This is a genomic window from Roseibium sediminis, assembly GCF_008711325.1.
Taxonomy (GTDB): domain Bacteria; phylum Pseudomonadota; class Alphaproteobacteria; order Rhizobiales; family Stappiaceae; genus Roseibium; species Roseibium sediminis.
Map to the genome: position 1 here is coordinate 80175 of NZ_VXDB01000012.1, position 15518 is coordinate 95692.

Sequence of the window (15518 nt, forward strand, 5' to 3'; positions counted from 1 at the left end):
GATGGGCGCCGGTCAGGCTGCTTCCTGATGGTCTGTCGGCAGGCCCGGGCGGTAGGTTGATCGTTTGGCCTGACCCGAACGGGTGTCGTCCCACAATATGATTTCGCGTGACCGGTTCAGTCTTGCATCGATCAGGCATCCTTGTGCCAGATCTGCGGCACGGGATAATGACGTGGATGGCGTACCGCTGAACACACCGGCGCGAATGCCGATCTTCAGCTTTCCGCTCGTGACTTTCAGGATTTCGCGTTGCATCTGCCTGCCGATGCGGGTTGCAAGCAGGGCCGCTGCCTCCTGGGTCAGGTCTGTCATGAAGATGGCAAAGACCGGCCCTTCAAGGCGTCCGGTGACGGCCTGTCCGCCGGCAGAGCGAATGCATAGCTGGCCGAGCAATTTCATCAGCTGATTGCCGAGCGGCTTCCCGTATCGCTTTTCGACCTTGTCAAGGATATCCATTTCCAGCGCGATCAGGCTGAATTGAGGTTTGGCAACCGCCGAAGCCTTGATCTGCTTCTTGCACAGATCGAGAAAGCAATCCCTGTCGGGCAGACCGGTCACGGTGTCGATTTGCGCGGCAGCTTCCCGGGATCTGTAGCGGCGCTCGAGGGCCAATGTCACGATGCAGATGGTTCCGCCGACAAAGGCAAGGCCTGCGGCGAGTACAGCCAGAAGCGGTGCATTGTCGAACGCCAGTTGCTCTGTAATGGGCAGGACGCGGGCGCCGGGAGCAAGAACGGTGAGCACGATGGCCGCGCATTCCAGAAGCAGGGCTGAGGCCATGACCTTGGCCGATATCAGGCTTGGTTCGCTGGCTTTCAGGCACATCCCGGCCAGCAGAAGCAGCAAGCCCAGTGCGGCGAGGGTCGCTACCAGCCCAGATGAGGCGGGTTCCAGCATGTCTTGCGGAACAAGACCGGTCAACAGCCAGCAAGCGGGCAAGACTAGGGCAGCCCAGCGAATGGTTCTGAAACCGAGAAAACCGGCAATGGCCTCCAGACGCAGCGCAAGGGCCGCGAAGATAAGCGACCACGCGAAGAATGATGTTTCGAAGTTGCCGAAGGGGCCATGCAGAGCGGCCAGGAAAAGCCCGCTTGCCACAAGTGGCATCGACAGGGACCAAAGGCCCGTTGAACGCGTCAGGTCAGGACCGGTCTTGCGCTCCAGAACGGCGATGACCCCAAGCAGAATCGCGCCCGCAAGATTTGCGAGCAGCAGAATACTGAAGAGGGGCGGGGCATCCAAAGTCACGCCAAATTGTCCATACGGCCCAAGGTCAAAGGGTCATTTTACCTAGGTGACGTTAATGTACCCTTAGCTATAAACGACGGTTGTTTTACCAGTGCGAAGATGAGCGCCGGTGTCTTGAAAGGTGTCTGGTGCGGGCTGGAAAATGCGAAATCGTACCGGAGCGTACGGTTTTTGGCTTCGGTGGTCTTTTCAAACGCCGAAAAAGGTGCGAAATCGGTGTTTGACGCAACATGATTACGTAAATTTGCGTATCGCGCATCGCGGTGCTGCAAACCTCTTGAGGGAGTTTCTCAATGCCTCCGTATCGTTCCAGAACGTCCACTCACGGCCGCAACATGGCCGGTGCGCGCGGCCTTTGGCGCGCCACGGGCATGAAGGACGGCGACTTCGGCAAGCCGATCATTGCAATTGCCAACTCCTTCACCCAGTTCGTGCCGGGTCACGTCCACCTGAAGGACCTCGGCCAGCTCGTTGCCCGCGAAGTGGAAAAGGCGGGTGGTGTTGCCAAGGAATTCAACACGATCGCGGTTGATGACGGCATTGCCATGGGTCACGACGGGATGCTCTATTCCCTACCGTCGCGCGAAGTCATTTCCGATGCGGTCGAGTACATGGTCAACGGCCACTGCGCCGACGCCCTGGTCTGCATTTCCAACTGCGACAAGATCACGCCCGGCATGCTGAATGCGGCCATGCGGCTGAACATTCCGGTTGTCTTCGTCTCTGGCGGGCCGATGGAGGCGGGCAAGGTGGTTCTGGAAAACGGTGTCGAAAAATCCATCGACCTCGTTGATGCGATGATTGCGGCCGCCGACGATCGCATGTCCGATGCCGACGTGATGGCTATGGAGCAAAACGCTTGCCCGACTTGCGGATCGTGCTCCGGAATGTTCACCGCCAACTCGATGAACTGTCTCACCGAGGCGCTTGGTCTTGCGCTGCCGGGCAACGGCTCCACTTTGGCAACCCATGCGGACCGTGAGCGTCTGTTCGTTGAAGCAGGCCACCTGATCGTTGATCTGGCCAAGCGTTACTACGAGCAGGACGACGAAAGCGTTCTGCCGCGCTCGATTGCCAATTTCAAGGCATTTGAGAACGCCATGAGCCTCGACATCTCCATGGGGGGGTCGACCAACACCATCCTGCACCTGCTGGCGGCGTCCCATGAAGGGGAGATCGGGTTCACCATTGACGACATTGACCGCCTGTCCAAGACGGTTCCCGTGCTCTGCAAGGTCGCGCCTGCGGTCGAGAACATCCACATGGAAGATGTTCACCGCGCTGGCGGCATCATGGGTATCCTCGGCGAACTGGATCGGGCCGGATTGCTGCATTCCGATATTCCGACCATTCATGCCAAAAGCATGAAGGAAGCCCTGTCGCGTTGGGATATCACTCTGACCAATTCCGAGAGTGTCCATACCTTCTTCAAGGCCGCTCCGGGTGGTGTACCGACACAGGTCGCCTTCTCGCAATCCCGTCGCTGGGATGATCTCGACACGGACCGCCAGAAGGGTGTCATTCGCGACGCGGCGCATGCTTATTCCAAGGATGGTGGCCTCGCTGTTCTTTATGGCAACATTGCCGAAGACGGCTGTGTGGTGAAGACCGCAGGCGTTGACGAAAGCATTCTAACCTTCTCCGGCCCGGCCCGGATTTTCGAGAGCCAGGACAGCGCGGTGTCCGCAATCCTGACCAACAAGGTCAAGGAAGGTGATGTCGTATTGATCCGCTATGAGGGTCCGCGCGGCGGACCGGGCATGCAGGAAATGCTCTACCCGACCAGCTATCTGAAATCCAAGGGGCTGGGCAAGGCCTGCGCCCTGATCACGGACGGACGCTTCTCCGGTGGCTCTTCCGGGCTTTCCATCGGCCACATCTCGCCGGAAGCGGCGGAAGGTGGGGCGATCGGTCTGGTTGAGGAAGGCGACATGATCGTCATCGACATTCCGAACCGCGTCCTGAAGGTTGATCTGTCCGACGAGGAACTGGCCAAGCGCCGCGCTGCCATGGATGCCAAGGGGGACGCAGCCTGGAAACCGCTGGAGCACCGCAAGCGCAAAGTCTCCAAGGCACTGCGCGCCTATGCGGCCATGACCACATCAGCGTCCAAGGGCGCGGTGCGCGAAGTCGACTGATCTAGCCCCTCAGAAGCCCATTTGGCTTTTTCGAAGAGGCGGGCTCACGCCCGCCTTTTTATTGCCGCGCCAACCAGTCGCTCGGTGAGCAGCCTTTGACTCTCAGGAACTCGCGGTTGAAGTTCGACTTGGTGTTGAAGCCGCTGGCATAGATGACGGCGGTCACGGGTTGGCCGCCGCGCAGCAGCTCGCAGGCTGCGTTGATGCGGTGGGTGTTGATGTAACGCGGTACGTTTTCTCCGGTTTGTCGATTGATCGCTGCAGAAATCTGCTTTTCGGGCAGGGAGAGTTGCCGGGATATTTTCCGCAAGGTGAGATCCGGGTCGAGATAAACTTGGCGTTCCTTCATCAGTTGCTCAAGTCGGTCAAGGATGTTTGCATCCTCCGCTGGATCGAAGAGCGGTTCCCTTGCAGATGAAACGGACGGGCCAGTTTCCTGAACCTTTTGCTGACGGGGCTCGGCGCTTTTCAGCATGTCGGACAGGTTGAGCAGACCGATCACCAGAAGAATGCCGCTTGAATAAAGCGAGATGATCCAGGGATGCAGCCAACCGGCACCGGAGGTTACGGCTGCCACAATCAGGACATCGGAAAAGGCCGATGCGATGAGGGAGAAGGCAACCACCCGCCACAACACCAGAGGCCGCGTGTCATCGGCAAGGCGCATGAGTGGCAGCTGGTCCGTGCCGGTGCGCAACTGCATCAGCATCATCAATCCGTATCCGCAAAAGACACCGATGATCAGGGCGTCCAGCAGATCTGGCCAGACGAAACGGCTGATCGCAGCTGCAATGGGTACGAGAACATGCAGTCCGTCCGGCTTGATGTGCAGGGGCCTTACCGATGTCGACAGGAAGGCGAGATAGGTCAGGACGGGAATCGTGACAGCGGTGATGGGTTGAACAGCCAACAGCCATGTCTGACCGTAATGGTAGTGGAGCGAGATGATCAGAGATTGAAGGGCGCAGACGAGGACCAGAAGCAGGACCGATCCGGGCGTGTTGCCGTCCTTCCAGGCCTTGGCAGCAAGAAACAACAGGACGCAGGCGGTGAAGACGGGAATGGGAAATGCGGGCATGGACTGGGTGTTTGCGTTCAGGAGGGCGTTCGATTAGCCGGAGACTGTCCGAAAACAGGTTCAAGGTCGACCTTAAACCGGAAACAGGACGCCAAATCCCACCTGAAGGTTGACCTTCGCCTTGCTTTTAGTCCTAGCAGGGAACATCCTCCATGTTGTCGAATTTCAAATTCTCCCGCCATCTGTCAGCTTGCGCATTGGCTCTGACAGCGTTGACCTCAGCTGCTCAGGCGGCCGAAAAATTTCCCGGTTATGATCGGTTTGATATAGCGGCCGCCCATCGTGCATGGCCGGTGCAAGGGGCAATCTGGTATCCGGCAGCCAACCGCAGCTATGTCGGAGTTGTGGGCGACAATCCGGTTTTTGAAGGCACACGGGTTCTGATGGGGCCGGAAGTGAAGGCGGGAAAACACCCGCTTGTGGTGCTGTCCCACGGGTCGGGCGGAAACATGGATGGCCTCGGCTGGCTGTCTTCCGAGCTGGTGAAGGCCGGCTATATGGTGCTTGCCGTCAATCATCCGGGAAGCACGTCCGGAGACAGTTCTCCGCGCCGCTCTGCGCGTCTTGGCGAGCGGGCAAGGGACCTTTCCGCCGCGCTCGACACTTTCCTTGCCGATCCCTATTTCGCGGACCATGTGGACCGGGAGAAGATTGTGTCCCTCGGCTTTTCTCTCGGTGGAACAACGGTGCTGCAGAGCGTCGGACTGCAGTTTGACAAGGCGCTTACCGAAGAATTCTGCGATGCCGCAATCGAAGTGGCGGGATGCGATTTCTATCGCAAGGGCGGGGTCGACTTTTCGAAGGTCGATGCGGCGTTGTTTGAAGGGAACTTCTCGGACTCCAGAATATCCGCTGCGATTGCGGTCGATCCGGGTTTCACGGTTGGTGCCACAGCAGAAAGCGTCGCTGCTGTCGAGGTCCCGGTGCTGCTGATCACGCTTGGAACAAAAAAAGCCAACTGGAAGGCAACGGACACCGGGCCCAGTGGCTCTGGCCTTGATACGCGGCTCGAAAACGGGCAGCCGGTGCTGATTGAACCCGCCAACCACTTCTCCTTCCTCGCACATTGCAAGCCTGCAGGTGCGGACATTCTGGCAGAGGAAGGGGAAGATCCGATCTGCGACGAGCCGGAAGGCGGAGACCGTGGGCAGGCACACAGTAAAGTCGTGAAGGCGGTTGCGGACTTTCTGGCAAAGCTCTGAAAGCAAACTCTTGTGGCAAAAGGCAGGCTTTACGGCTTGCCTTTTGCGGCATTCTCCCCACATTCAGCCCTACCTTTTGAAGAAGACCGGGAAGACTGGCCGCACATGGATTCCATTACGCAGTTTGTGCTTGGCGCGGCGGTTTCGACCGTGTGTCTTGGAAAGAAGATTGGCCCGCGCAAGGCTGCGCTTGTTGGCGGCGCGCTCGGTACGCTCCCTGACCTTGATGTGCTGATCCCCTTTGATGATCCGATTGACAGCTTTGTCTATCACCGGGGCTGGTCCCATTCCCTGTTTGTGCATGCGCTAGCTGCGCCCGTAATCGGTGAAGGACTGGTGCGTCTGTTCAAGGGTTTGCGCGACGCCCGCATGCAAACCTATCTTGCTGTTTTCCTGTGTCTTTCGACCCACGCGATCATTGATGCGATGACGATCTATGGAACGCGGCTGTTCTGGCCGTTCTATGCCGATCCCGTGGGGGTGGGGTCGATCTTCATCGTTGATCCGATCTACAGTCTGCCCTTGCTGGGCGTGGTCATCTGGGCCCTGTTTGCGAAGGACTGGTCGAGATCACTTGGCCGATCCATGAGCGCAGTTCTTGTGCTGACCAGTGCCTATATGGGGCTGACGGTTTTGGTGCAGAGCCACATGGAAGATCGGGCCAGAGCCATTCTTGAGGCGCGTGGCACGCAGCCGGATCAGGTTCTTGCCATCGCCGCTCCCTTCAATTCGGTCGTGTGGAAGGTGATCGCGCTGGAAGAGGATCGATATCACAATCTCTACCTGTCGCTGCTCGATACCGAGGACCAGCCGCCCGAAATCTACACTCATCCCCGTCATCCCGAATTGGTCGGTTGCCTTCAAGACAGCGAAGCCTATCGCAAGCTCGACTGGTTCAGCCGAGGGTATCTGAGGGCAGAGCAGGTGGATGACAAGGTGGTCGTGTCGGACCTGCGCATGGGGCTGACGCCGGGCTATGTCTTCCGCTTTGCCGTCGGCAAACTCGAAGATGGACAGACCGTTGCTATGGCACCTGAACGCGATCTGAGTACGCGCCGGGTGGACAGCGAGGATTTCTGCTGGCTTCAGAACCGGTTGCAGGGTTTGCCGTCTGTCCGCACAGCGGAACTGCCAGCTGAAACCCTCGTGGCAGGCACGTCTCAGTCAGAGGCTGCGCCGAGCTGTTCGTGAGCAAATTGCTCAAGACCCAGCTCCAGAAAGACCGTTTCTGTGATCGGGGTGTCGTAATAGGCCCCGATCTCGCGAAACCCGGCGGCCCGATAGAGCGAAAGCGCACCATGCATTGTTGGCAGGGTATCGAGCCGCATTTTTCGGTATCCGGCCTTTGTTGCCGCTGAAATGACGTCTGAGACCAACGCGCGTCCAAGGCCGAGGCCACGGCCTTCCGGCAACACGTAAAGCCGCTTCATTTCGCACACATCTGGTTCTGCCAACGGTCTCATCGCAACGCAGCCAAGGGGCGTTCCGGAAGCATCGCGGCCAAGCAGTAATGCACCGACGGGCGGTGCATATTTGCCGGGCAGACCGGCAAGCTCTGCCTCAAATCCCTGATAGGAGAGGTCAATATTCAGCCAGTCGGTATAGGCCCGAAAGAGCTGGCGAATATGTGTCAAGTCTTCCCCGGTGGTTGCTGGTGTAATGGAAATCATGTCGGCGATTTGGTCTCCGGAGTGCCTATGGGTCTTTCCGAAGATTAACCGGTCAATGGGCCAGCTGTTTGATTTTTTCGATGATCTGCTTGCTGTTTTCCGACAGTTCACCGGTATCTGCCTCGCCGACAGCCGCCACCATGCGCTTCAGGTCGGGCAGGGTGTCCGGGCCGCCAAGATGCAAGGTGCGCTTGATCAGGCGGCGGGCCATGTCATCCGGGTTCTTGCTTTGCTCGCTCAGCCAGCGGGAGAACTGAAAAAGTTCTGTAGCCTCCGCTTTGGAAGCGCCGAAGACTTCCGAAACCTGTTGCAGGATTGCGTCTTCTTCGCGGACCGACAGACTGCCGTCGTCAGTTGCGACCAGAACGAGGAGTGTTGTTGCCGCAGTGCGGGCATCCTCGATGCTGTCGACAGGGTGAAGGTTGGCCCGCTGGCGAAACCCGAAACGACGAGCCGCTGCCTGAATGTCCAGTGCAGCCTCGCTGATGGCCTTCACGCCGCTAGCGGCATTTTGCAGGCGGTAGTACCAAAACCCGACCGCAGCCAGCACCCCGAGGACGGCGAAAAGAATATGCATGAGTCAAATCCACTTTGATTCCAATCAAGGTGACTAGACTTCTTGGAAACAGCGGTGATGACAAGGCGTAAGCCGTTTTTTCCTCTAGGTAATTTGAGGTTGGGTGGGCCGCAGGCGCGCTGCGGCCCTGTTCCCTCAAGCTGTTTGCGGTGCCTTTGCAGCCACCAGCCGGGTCACCACATTCTCGATGATCTTGTGACCGGCATCCTGATCCAGTGACATGATGGATTCAGGGTGGAACTGTACAGCGGCAATCGGCTCGCTGGTATGTTCGATTGCCATGACCACATTGTCTTCCGTTTCTGCGGTCACGCGGAAGTCTGCCGGAAGGGTTTCCCGCTTGGCATAGAGCGAGTGGTAGCGGCCAACGATGACCGGAGCCTCAAGACCTTCAAACAGCATGGAATTGCCGCTGATGGATACCGGAGAGGGCTTGCCGTGGACCGGAACATCAAGCTGCCCAAGCTCAGCGCCGAAGCTTTCGGCCAAGGCCTGCAGCCCGAGACACACGCCAAACATCGGCAGGTCCCGTTCGCGGGTGCGCCTGATCGTTGCCGCGCAATCAAAGTCCTTCGGGTTACCGGGGCCGGGAGAGAGGACGACGAGGTCGGGTTTGACGTCCTCGAACACGCTGTCTGCCACCGGTGTGCGGTACGTCACCACATCAGCGCCGGTCTGGCGGAAATAGTTGGCCAGCGTATGAACGAAGCTGTCCTCGTGATCGACCAGCAGGATCTTCAGGCCCTTGCCCGGCTTTTCCGCCTTCCCGGCATCTGCGGAGGCAACGGCAAGACCGGCCTCGCGCACGGCCGCGCGCATGGCTTCCGCCTTCAGTTCGGTTTCGGCTTCCTCGTCTTCCGGCACACTGTCGTAGAGCAGGGTGGCGCCAGCACGGATCTGGGCAACACCATCCTTGATGCGAACGGTGCGAAGGGTCAGGCCGGTGTTCATGTCGCCGTTGAAGAGAACCGCGCCGATTGCGCCGCCATACCAGGCACGCGGGCTTTTCTCGTGGTTCTCGATGAATTCCATCGCCCAGCGCTTGGGAGCGCCGGTCACAGTCACGGCCCAGGTGTGGGACAGGAAGGCGTCGAGGGCGTCCATGTCGTCGCGCAGGATACCTTCGATATGGTCGACCGTGTGGATCAACCGGGAATACATCTCGATCTGACGACGGCCGATGACCTTCACCGAGCCGGGCACACAGACACGGCTCTTGTCGTTGCGGTCCACATCCGAGCACATGGTCAGCTCGGCTTCGTCCTTGGCGGAGTTCAGCAGCTTTCGGATCTGCGCCTCATCTTCAATGGCGTTCTTGCCACGGCGGATCGTGCCGGAAATCGGGCAGGTCTCCACCCGGCGACCACCCGTCACGCGGACATACATTTCCGGAGAGGCGCCAACCAGATATTCGGCGTCTCCGAGGTTGAAAAAGAAGGAATATGGCGCCGGGTTGATCTGTTGCAGACGACGCGAAACCGCAGAGGGCGGGTTGGCACAGGGTTCATAGAAGGTCTGGCCCGGCACGGTTTCAAACAGGTCGCCTCGGCGGAAATAGTCCTTTGCCTTGTGCACCAGTTTGGCATATTCGCCCGGCTCATGGTCGCCGCGACCGGGGTCTTCGTTTGCCGGGTGATAGGGGCGCTTTTCCGCGTCGCGCGGCAGGCCGTCTGTCGACTTTCCATCCACCTCGAAATCATATTCCAGCACATAGGCGCTCTTGCCGTGGTGGTCGACGATCAGGATTTCGTCGGGCAGGAAGAGCACGATATCGCGCTGATCGTCAGGGCGGGTCAGTTTCAGGTCGATCGGCTCGAACTGGAAGGCGATGTCATAGCCGAATGCGCCGTAGAGACCGAGCTGATCGTCCGGGCAGGCGAACAGGTCGCGCAGGGCGCGAACGATCGAAAAGCTCGAGGGCTGGCGAGAGCGCTCTTCCTCGCGGAAGACCCGATCCGGCTTCTTGACGGTGAGATCAATCCGTTCGTCTGTCGCGGAAAAGGAAGCTACGTCCTCATGGTTCTTCAAAGCCTTGATGATCGCCGGCAGGATAATCTTGCCGCGCGCATTGAGCGTCTTGATCAGGACCTTGCGGTCGGCTGTCTCAATGGCAAGGGGCGGGTTGGCCAGCGCCATGTCCCAGCGGGTATAGCGACCGGGATATTCGTAGGACGACGATAGAACCGCGCCGCGTTCGGAATCCAGCCGGTCAATCCATTCCGAAGTGCCCTTTTCATAGTCGGCAGGTCTGGAGCGGCGGGTAATCCTGATACCGCCATCTGTCACAAACTCCTGGGAAGCCAAAGCGGGCATTTCGATGTTCCTGTCTCTTGTCGTATTTGACCGATGTGGGTCCGGTGGCAGGTTGGAAGGTCCAAAATCAAAGGCCGCCGGGAGGTTCCACGGCGGCCTTTGATTTTGGATCCCGAACGGGCATGGGTAATCGCTGGCCGCCTGTTATGCGTCCCGCCACCACCAAGTCGTGTTCATGATCCTGTTCATGGGAAAAATGCATAGCGGATCATGCACTGTGAGGCAATGGGATTTGGCCGGGTGATTGAAAATGTCGTTAAAGTGATCCGGGCAATCGTCCTGGCGAAGGTGGTGCTATCAAAAGGAACTAACGTCGCGAGACCAACTGCTTGGAGTTTTGGTGATGCGAAGACACCCGCTCGATGACCACAAACCAGCCACTACTACCAAGGGGGCTATCGTCAGTGGTGTTTCTATAGTTTATTGAATTTAATACCTTTTTTGCATTCCGTGTCACGTTTTGTAAGGTGTTGGACGTCATGTTGCGCGCGAAGTGAATACGGGTCATGGAATGCGCAAGATGAGTGCCTGTCAGATCGTTGGTCGGTTTGGAATTTTCAGTCTTTTTTGCTTTTGTATATTCGTCTCGGATGCAAACGCTGCAGGCAAGGACTGCATTTTGACTTCCTGGGCGGGTGAAGAGCCGCCGTATTTATACACTGATAGCGTCACCGGAGAGGTCAGCGGACCGGATGCGGAAATCCTGCGCTCTGCTGCTGCCGTGGTTGGGTGTGAAATCCGGTTTATCCAGTTGCCTTGGAAAAGGGCGCTCTTGCATCTGAAGTCCGGTGAGCTGGATGTGGTTCCCTTTGCCAAGCTGACGGAAGAGCGCGCGGTGTTCAGCTATGTTTCTGTTCCCTATCGCCAGTTCGCCCACCGTCTCTTCGTCGCGATCAACAGTCCGTTCAAGGGCGATTCGTTGCGCGAGTTGCTGGAGAGCGGCGGCCGTGTTGCAGTGATGAAGGGCTACAAGTATCCCGATGGCGTGGAGCTGATCAGAACGGATCCCGCATATGCTGGCCAATTCATTGAAGTCAGCGAGTATGAACAGCTGCTGATGCTGCTCGAAAAGAGACGGATCGACGGGATTATTGCTTCACGAGAAGTGATTGAAACGCGGTGTCCGAAGCTCGGGCTCGATTCCGATACATTCGCGGAAGGGGAGGAATTCTCCGAACCGCTGCACTTCCTCTTCTCGAAGATGTCCGTTCCCGAACACTGGATGCGGGATATGAATGTGGCCCTGCAGATCGTGCTGGATGCCGGGGAGCGGGACGAGGTCTACTAATTGTAAGATCTGAGCAGGCTGTGCGATCCGCCACTCGAGCATTTCCAGGCGAAGTGGATACCGGTTCGCCGTCAGGAAATGCGCCAAATCAGATATTTAGAGCACGTCGAGTGATTCAGTGAATGCGAGACGTGCTCTAGCGTTCCGGGGGTGTCCAGTCGCTATCGGTCTGTGCCTTACGGCTGAGGCGAAGCGCGAGGCCGATGCTGACGCCTGCACCCACGGCCACCGTCAAGTCAACGAAGACTGTCAGAAGCAGGGTCAGGACCAGTAGCATCCGATCGCTTTTCGGTGTTCGGGAATACTCCGCCCATTTGTGCGGTTCACTCATGTTCCACGCGGTCAGGATCAACAGCGCTGCGAGCGCAGGCATCGCCAGGTAACCGAACAGCGGAGCCGCGATCATCATGGCCGCAAGAAGGACAAGGGCGTGAACCATGCCTGAGACAGGCGTGCGGCCACCGGCGCGAATGTTGGTTGCGGTGCGGGCGATGGCTCCTGTTGCCGGGAGGCCTCCAAACAGCGCAGAGGCAATGTTCGCAGCCCCTTGCGCCGTCAGTTCCGCATCGGGACGGTGGTGATCGCTGATCATTCGGTCAGCTACCATCGCTGACAGCAGCGATTCCACGCCAGCCAGAAAGGCGATCACCAGCGCGGAGGGAACCAGCTCCATAAGACGAGACCAGGAGATATCCGGAAGCGAGGGGGACGGCAGTTGGGCAGGCAAAGCGCCAAATCGTGAGTGGATTGTGTCGACGTCGAGATCGAAAAGCGCGACGGCTGCTGATCCGATAGCAACGGCAACAATGAGACCGGGCAGGCGCGGGGCAAGACGCCGGAAGACCACGATCATCACCATGGTTGCCAGCGCAACACCAAGGGCCGACGGGCTCAAGCCATCAGATGCCTGCCAGAGAGCGGTGATCTTGGCGACGAACTCGGCAGGAAGCGCCTGCACGTTCAGGCCAAAGAAATCCTTCAGCTGGCTGGAGGCAATGATGACCGCAATGCCTATGGTGAAGCCGTTGACGACAGCCTCCGGCACGAAAGCGATGAGACGGCCCGCGCGCAGATATCCGGCGATCAGAAGAAGGATGCCGGCCATCAGGCTAGACAGCACAAGCCCGTCATATCCGTGCTCTGCAATCACGCTGAAAACGACAACGATGAAGGCACCTGTCGGTCCGCCAATCTGGACGCGGCTGCCGCCAAGGGCTGAAATCAGGAAGCCGGCTATGATGGCGGTCACGAGACCCGTCGAAGGATCAGCGCCAGAGGCAATTGCAATTGCGAGGGAAAGCGGCAGCGCAACCATGGCCACCGTGATCCCTGCGATCAGGTCTGCGCGGAATGTCGCAAGGTCATAAGCCTTCAGGCAGGAAAAGACGATGGGTTGCTGCATTGAGGTCCATGTCAGCGGTCACGACTTGGAAGACATCAACGCGCAGATGAAATCAGAACGCTTCCGGAAGACCTGCGTCAAGTGAGTCTCTATCTGCAGTGTTCATGGTTGCCAGGTTGCGTGCAAGCAATTTTAGAGTGTCGGTTGCGCTGTGACGCCAAGTCCGGCAATGAAATCGCGCACCGGGCGGGCTGCTTCTTCGGGCTTCATCTGAAGCAGGAAGTGGGGGGCCTCGATCCTGATTGGGGAGCCGCAAATGTCTTCGAAATCGCGAAATGCAGAGGCGGGAACAAGCCGGTCAGCCGTTGCCTGAAGGTAGCAACAGGGAACTTTGATCTGCGGAATGATATTACGGCGATCCATCGACAGGACGGATTTGAGCCGCAAAATCAGGGTGCGCAAAGGCACATCCTGCAGGACGGAGCGGTATAGCAGCTCCTTGAAACCGGGCATGTGGAAGCGACCGACCACGAAGGGCAGGCTTGCGTGCGCGAGAAACGCGGCAGGGATCGGAAAAGCACCAAAAGGAGAGAGGAGAATGGATGGTAGCCGGCGCGGTGATCTCGCAAAGGTGGCGACAAAGACAACGGCTGCCAGATTGCGCGGCCGGTTTGCCGAAATGGACAGGGCAAGGGGACCGGAAAACGATTCAGCGATAATGACGAAGGGCTCGCTCGGCAATCGGGCCTTCAGCCAGACTTCCAGGTCGTCATAAGAGAAGAGGCTGTCCGGATAGGTTACGACCTCGACGTCATGACCGGGCGACAGGGCTTTCGCGAAATCGGAAAGAAGGCGGCCTGTGCCGTCCAGTCCGGGCAGGATGATGATTTTCATTCCAGCTCCCGCTTCCCCATTTCGCTGAACAAACGGCCCTGAAGCCAGATTGCGCGCCTGTTCAGTTCAGCGCTAATCCTGATGTTCTGCAGTTTCAATCCAGCGTGCGAGCAGGCGTGAGAGATCCTGCCTTTCTGCTTCGCTCAAACCCTGCACGGCCCTGTGCTGGTCGTCGACATAGTCCGGCATCATGGCCTTGATCATGTCGAGACCGGAAGGGGTCAGGCAGACAATCAACGCTCTGCGATCGTCGGGATGGGATCTGCGGGCGATATATCCAGCCTTCTCCAGCTTGTCGAGCCGCGCGGTCATGCCGCCCGAGCTCATCATCGTGGAGCGATAAAGGGCGGTCGGGGTCAGCTCGTAGGGCGGTCCGGAGCGTACAAGGGTGGCCAGAACGTCGAAGTCGCCATGCTTGAGGCCAGCCTTTGCATAAGATGGGATCAGGTAGCCGTTGCTCATCACCTGATAGGCTTCGGACAGGCGACCCAGCAGAACCATCGGGTCCAGCTTATCCTTCAACTCCGGCATTTCCCTTTGCCACTGAGCCTTGGCAACGGACGCCCTGTCCAAATAGCCATCATTATCGGTGAAGCTGGTGTCCGCAGCTCTTTTCCCGTCTGTCATGCAGCCCCTTTTCGCAGACGCAGCCTGCAAAGAAATTATCCAAATCAGCACCGAATTTGAGGGTTGATTACGGCCAAAGTTTGATTGGTGCGAGAAACTTTAAATCAAGTATCTTGATATAAAGATAAAAGTCTCCTATGTGAGATTGACGCGAACAGGTGTGTCCGCGAGATCAGACAGAAGGAAACCTTCGATGGCTTATGTCACAACTTCCGGCGCGCGGACTCCGGACAGGGTACCGCTTGGAACCAATCCGATCCTTCTGCTGCTGGCTGTCGGTGGTTTGCTCGGCGCATCTGCCGTCTTTGCCAAGGCTGCTCCCGGCCTCGGATGGACGCCGATCGTGCTGTTGCAATGGTCAATGTTGGGAAGCGCGCTGGTTCAGGGTGGTTTGTTGCTCTGGCGTGCAAGGGGAGAGGATGCGGCGAGGCGATCTACTGCGACGCAGCGCCAGCTCGTGACCTATATGGCCGTTGCGGGCGGATTGTTTGCCCTGCCGAATGCCATTGGTTTCACCGCTGCCCCGGAGGTTGGTGCAGGGTTCATTTCCCTTTGCCTCGCATTTCCGCTGGTTCTGACCTACGGCCTATCCGTTATTCTGAAACTCGAGCGTTTTCAGACCGCGCGCGCCGTGGGTGTTGTCGCAGGATTGGTTGGAGGCATTCTGCTGGTCAGTGACGGGCAATCGCTTGATCCGCAGGCCAGGCTTTGGGCCATCGGAGCCTTGCTGATGCCGGTGATCATTGCCGTCGGGAACATCTACCGCACGCTCAAATGGCCGCAGGGCGCAAGTCCGTTACTGCTTTCAACCGGCATGATGGCTTTTGGTGGGGGCAGTCTTGCACTTGTCACGCTAGGGCTGGGACTTCCCCAAGTGCCGACGTCGGTCAGCGGCGCGGCGCTGGGCCTTGTGGCTGCACAGGCATTGGTCTTTGCCGTGCAATATGTCTTCTACTTTCAACTGCAGAAGGTGGCCGGGCCTGTCTATCTGAGCCAGATCGGGTCGGTTGCCGCCGTGACCGGGTTGGGGCTTGCTTTTCTGGCCTTCGGCGAAACGCCCGGCTGGCTGCAGTTTTCGGCCGTCGGGGCGATCGGTCTGGGTATTTTTCTTGTCAGCTATCGCCGGTAGGCGGATCTGGCA

The 15518-nt window shown here is 58.3% G+C and carries 13 protein-coding genes; 5 read left to right on the top strand and 8 right to left on the bottom strand.

Going from position 1 to position 15518, the window contains the following annotated elements:
- Nucleotides 1-12 precede the first annotated feature (12 nt).
- A complete protein-coding gene (locus F0155_RS13480) occupies nucleotides 13-1248 on the bottom strand; it encodes a GGDEF domain-containing protein (protein WP_150525049.1) in 1236 nt (411 codons plus the stop codon).
- A gap of 293 nt (nucleotides 1249-1541) precedes the next feature.
- On the opposite strand from F0155_RS13480, the gene ilvD reads away from it, so the two are divergent.
- Complete coding sequence (ilvD, locus tag F0155_RS13485; RefSeq protein WP_150525050.1) at nucleotides 1542-3386, top strand: dihydroxy-acid dehydratase; 1845 nt, start codon at nucleotides 1542-1544, stop codon at nucleotides 3384-3386.
- Between the two features lie 58 nt (nucleotides 3387-3444).
- On the opposite strand, the gene F0155_RS13490 is transcribed toward ilvD, so the two are convergent.
- The gene (locus tag F0155_RS13490; protein WP_150525051.1) at nucleotides 3445-4464 is read right to left on the bottom strand and encodes a helix-turn-helix domain-containing protein; all 1020 of its coding nucleotides are present in this window, start codon (nucleotides 4462-4464) and stop codon (nucleotides 3445-3447) included.
- 152 nt (nucleotides 4465-4616) lie between these two features.
- Between F0155_RS13490 and F0155_RS13495 the strand changes: the two genes are divergently transcribed.
- Together F0155_RS13495 and F0155_RS13500 are read left to right on the top strand one after the other, a co-directional pair.
- Nucleotides 4617-5666, top strand: a complete 1050-nt coding sequence (locus tag F0155_RS13495; RefSeq protein ID WP_150525052.1) for an alpha/beta hydrolase family protein — start codon at nucleotides 4617-4619, stop codon at nucleotides 5664-5666.
- A gap of 105 nt (nucleotides 5667-5771) precedes the next feature.
- Complete coding sequence (locus F0155_RS13500) at nucleotides 5772-6857, top strand: metal-dependent hydrolase (protein WP_150525053.1); 1086 nt, start codon at nucleotides 5772-5774, stop codon at nucleotides 6855-6857.
- Here the strand turns inward: F0155_RS13500 and F0155_RS13505 are convergent.
- The 3 genes from F0155_RS13505 to F0155_RS13515 all read right to left on the bottom strand — a co-directional run bounded on the left by F0155_RS13505 (nucleotide 6827) and on the right by F0155_RS13515 (nucleotide 10226).
- The gene (locus tag F0155_RS13505) at nucleotides 6827-7300 is read right to left on the bottom strand and encodes a GNAT family N-acetyltransferase (protein ID WP_244303515.1); all 474 of its coding nucleotides are present in this window, start codon (nucleotides 7298-7300) and stop codon (nucleotides 6827-6829) included. The two genes, F0155_RS13500 and F0155_RS13505, sit on opposite strands and share 31 nt — an antisense overlap.
- Nucleotides 7301-7388: 88 nt before the next feature.
- Nucleotides 7389-7913 (bottom strand): TerB family tellurite resistance protein, encoded by a 525-nt coding sequence (locus tag F0155_RS13510; RefSeq protein WP_150525055.1) that lies wholly within the window; start codon nucleotides 7911-7913, stop codon nucleotides 7389-7391.
- Between the two features lie 135 nt (nucleotides 7914-8048).
- Entirely contained in the window at nucleotides 8049-10226 is a 2178-nt protein-coding gene (locus F0155_RS13515) for an anthranilate synthase (protein WP_150525056.1), read from the bottom strand.
- Nucleotides 10227-10845: 619 nt separating this feature from the next.
- Here F0155_RS13515 and F0155_RS13520 point away from each other — a divergent pair.
- Nucleotides 10846-11514 carry a substrate-binding periplasmic protein gene (locus F0155_RS13520; RefSeq protein ID WP_161599811.1) on the top strand — a complete coding sequence of 223 codons (669 nt, stop codon included), beginning with the start codon at nucleotides 10846-10848 and terminating at the stop codon, nucleotides 11512-11514.
- Nucleotides 11515-11650: 136 nt separating this feature from the next.
- Here the strand turns inward: F0155_RS13520 and F0155_RS13525 are convergent, their stop codons facing one another.
- The 3 genes from F0155_RS13525 to F0155_RS13535 form a co-directional block, all read right to left on the bottom strand.
- Nucleotides 11651-12916, bottom strand: coding sequence for a SulP family inorganic anion transporter (locus F0155_RS13525; protein WP_150525058.1), 1266 nt, complete (start codon nucleotides 12914-12916; stop codon nucleotides 11651-11653).
- Between the two features lie 132 nt (nucleotides 12917-13048).
- A complete protein-coding gene (locus F0155_RS13530; RefSeq protein WP_150525059.1) occupies nucleotides 13049-13750 on the bottom strand; it encodes an alpha/beta fold hydrolase in 702 nt (233 codons plus the stop codon).
- Between the two features lie 72 nt (nucleotides 13751-13822).
- Entirely contained in the window at nucleotides 13823-14377 is a 555-nt protein-coding gene (locus F0155_RS13535; RefSeq protein WP_150525060.1) for a MarR family winged helix-turn-helix transcriptional regulator, read from the bottom strand.
- Between the two features lie 193 nt (nucleotides 14378-14570).
- Here F0155_RS13535 and F0155_RS13540 point away from each other — a divergent pair, with 193 nt between their 5' ends.
- Complete coding sequence (locus F0155_RS13540; protein WP_150525061.1) at nucleotides 14571-15506, top strand: DMT family transporter; 936 nt, start codon at nucleotides 14571-14573, stop codon at nucleotides 15504-15506.
- Nucleotides 15507-15518 lie beyond the last annotated feature (12 nt).

Excerpts from the sequence above, each read along its gene's own strand:
- F0155_RS13525 (WP_150525058.1), bottom strand. The coding sequence starts at position 12,916 with ATGCAGCAACCCATCGTCTTTTCCTGCCTGAAGGCTTATGACCTTGCG.
- F0155_RS13495 (WP_150525052.1), top strand. The coding sequence starts at position 4,617 with ATGTTGTCGAATTTCAAATTCTCCCGCCATCTGTCAGCTTGCGCATTG.
- F0155_RS13510 (WP_150525055.1), bottom strand. The coding sequence starts at position 7,913 with ATGCATATTCTTTTCGCCGTCCTCGGGGTGCTGGCTGCGGTCGGGTTT.
- ilvD (WP_150525050.1), top strand. The coding sequence starts at position 1,542 with ATGCCTCCGTATCGTTCCAGAACGTCCACTCACGGCCGCAACATGGCC.
- F0155_RS13500 (WP_150525053.1), top strand. The coding sequence starts at position 5,772 with ATGGATTCCATTACGCAGTTTGTGCTTGGCGCGGCGGTTTCGACCGTG.
- F0155_RS13535 (WP_150525060.1), bottom strand. The coding sequence starts at position 14,377 with ATGACAGACGGGAAAAGAGCTGCGGACACCAGCTTCACCGATAATGAT.
- F0155_RS13540 (WP_150525061.1), top strand. The coding sequence starts at position 14,571 with ATGGCTTATGTCACAACTTCCGGCGCGCGGACTCCGGACAGGGTACCG.
- F0155_RS13490 (WP_150525051.1), bottom strand. The coding sequence starts at position 4,464 with ATGCCCGCATTTCCCATTCCCGTCTTCACCGCCTGCGTCCTGTTGTTT.
- F0155_RS13515 (WP_150525056.1), bottom strand. The coding sequence starts at position 10,226 with ATGCCCGCTTTGGCTTCCCAGGAGTTTGTGACAGATGGCGGTATCAGG.
- F0155_RS13530 (WP_150525059.1), bottom strand. The coding sequence starts at position 13,750 with ATGAAAATCATCATCCTGCCCGGACTGGACGGCACAGGCCGCCTTCTT.